Raw genomic sequence first — 1393 nt, 5'->3', positions numbered from 1 at the left:
GCGACTGTTGCCGCTGTTCCGGCCGGCCACATCGTGCTTGTCATAGCCGACGTGATCGGTGATCTCGCCCTCCAGCGCGGACTCCAGCACCCGCTTCGTCAGCTGCTGCAGCAGCCCACCCTCACCGGTCAACTGCAGCCCGTCGGAGCGGGCACGGTCGACCAGCATCGCGATCAACTGCTCGTCCGACACCGCCTCCGCGGCCGACTCGACGACCGCCGCCTCCACGGCCTCGTGCTCGGTGATGGTCTCGCTCATCAGGCGTCTCCTTGATCATCGGATCCGCCGTCTATTGGACACTCCCAAGTACGGCCGTGTGCGAGGCCGGTCAGCGGCAGAGCTCCATGATGGTGTCATCGAAGTCCGGGAACTCTCGGGTCGCTTGCTCAACGACGGCAGCCGCCGACTGCTTGTGGTCGGCCGCGAATCGTTCGGCGACAGCCGTTAGTTCCTGGTTGTGGCGCGGGGGCCAGTCGGGTTCGTATGAGGTGGCCGCTTCCCAAGGTCCATAGCCCCCGGCCAGCAGCCACAAGAAGGCACCCAGGTCACGCGCCACGACGCCGGTTTCGCCCTCGGAGCCGAGAAAGATCACGGGCTGCTCGACGAGCGGGCGGTGCGGGCGGATGAGCCAGAAGGCTGCGTATCCGCCTGTGCCGTCCTGGCCGAACACACGGAAGCAGTCGCCCTCCAACTCCGTGTTGCCTGTCCAAGCGCGGAACCAGTCGGTGGTCTCCTCGATGGACAGGAAGGCCGGGAACGGCTCGAAGTCCACACCGTTGCCGTCGTCATAGTCGAAGGGGAGTGCCAGTGCGGCCGCGAGGGCCGCAGGGAACCGCCGATCGTCGGTAGGAATCACGCGACCACGCTAACGACTGCCACTGACACTGAGGCCTGGATGCGCTGCGTCTGTTGATCTGCCCCACCGCCGACCGAGCACCTCCCGTGGTTGAGTGCGTCAAACATCAACTGGGACTAGACATGCCCCAACCGCCAGAGTGCGTTACAACTTTCTCTACTGGTTCAAGGCGGCTCGCTCCGCTCCCCGCGCGCGGCCCGGCCCCCGACCGGGCCTGCGCTCCTGCCTTCGTCCCGCTCCAGCCCGGCCGGCGCCCGTGCCACGCTCACAGCAATCAGACGCTTGATGCCAGAGAAGGGGTACGTCGTGGCTGGGGCGGGCGACGGAGCGATTTTAGCCAGCCACTTTGGCGCGAGCCACGAAGATCATGGCCCCAACGTCGTGCTTTACCGGGCAGGTCCACAGACTGCCCGACGCGCCGGAAGCTTACGGGGCCATGATCACTCGCGCCAAAGCAGCTCCAGGCCAAAATCGCTCCGCCGCCCGCCGTTGTCGGCTGCCGCCCGCTACGTGGCAAGGTCTAAACCACCGACGGCA

Annotated in this window: 1 protein-coding gene and 1 pseudogene; both read right to left on the bottom strand. The window is 66.4% G+C overall.

The features are described from left to right. Window positions 1-258, bottom strand: a pseudogene (locus tag AC5WS8_RS39135) (IS256 family transposase); the annotation flags it as partial. A gap of 70 nt (window positions 259-328) precedes the next feature. Further along, window positions 329-856 (bottom strand): SMI1/KNR4 family protein, encoded by a 528-nt coding sequence (locus AC5WS8_RS39130; protein ID WP_496108232.1) that lies wholly within the window; start codon window positions 854-856, stop codon window positions 329-331. Window positions 857-1393: the final 537 nt, after the last annotated feature.

The sequence above is a fragment of the Streptomyces sp. PTL18 genome (assembly GCF_059510295.1).
Note: the sequence above shows the minus strand (reverse complement) of the source record. Positions and strands in the feature narration are given on the sequence as shown.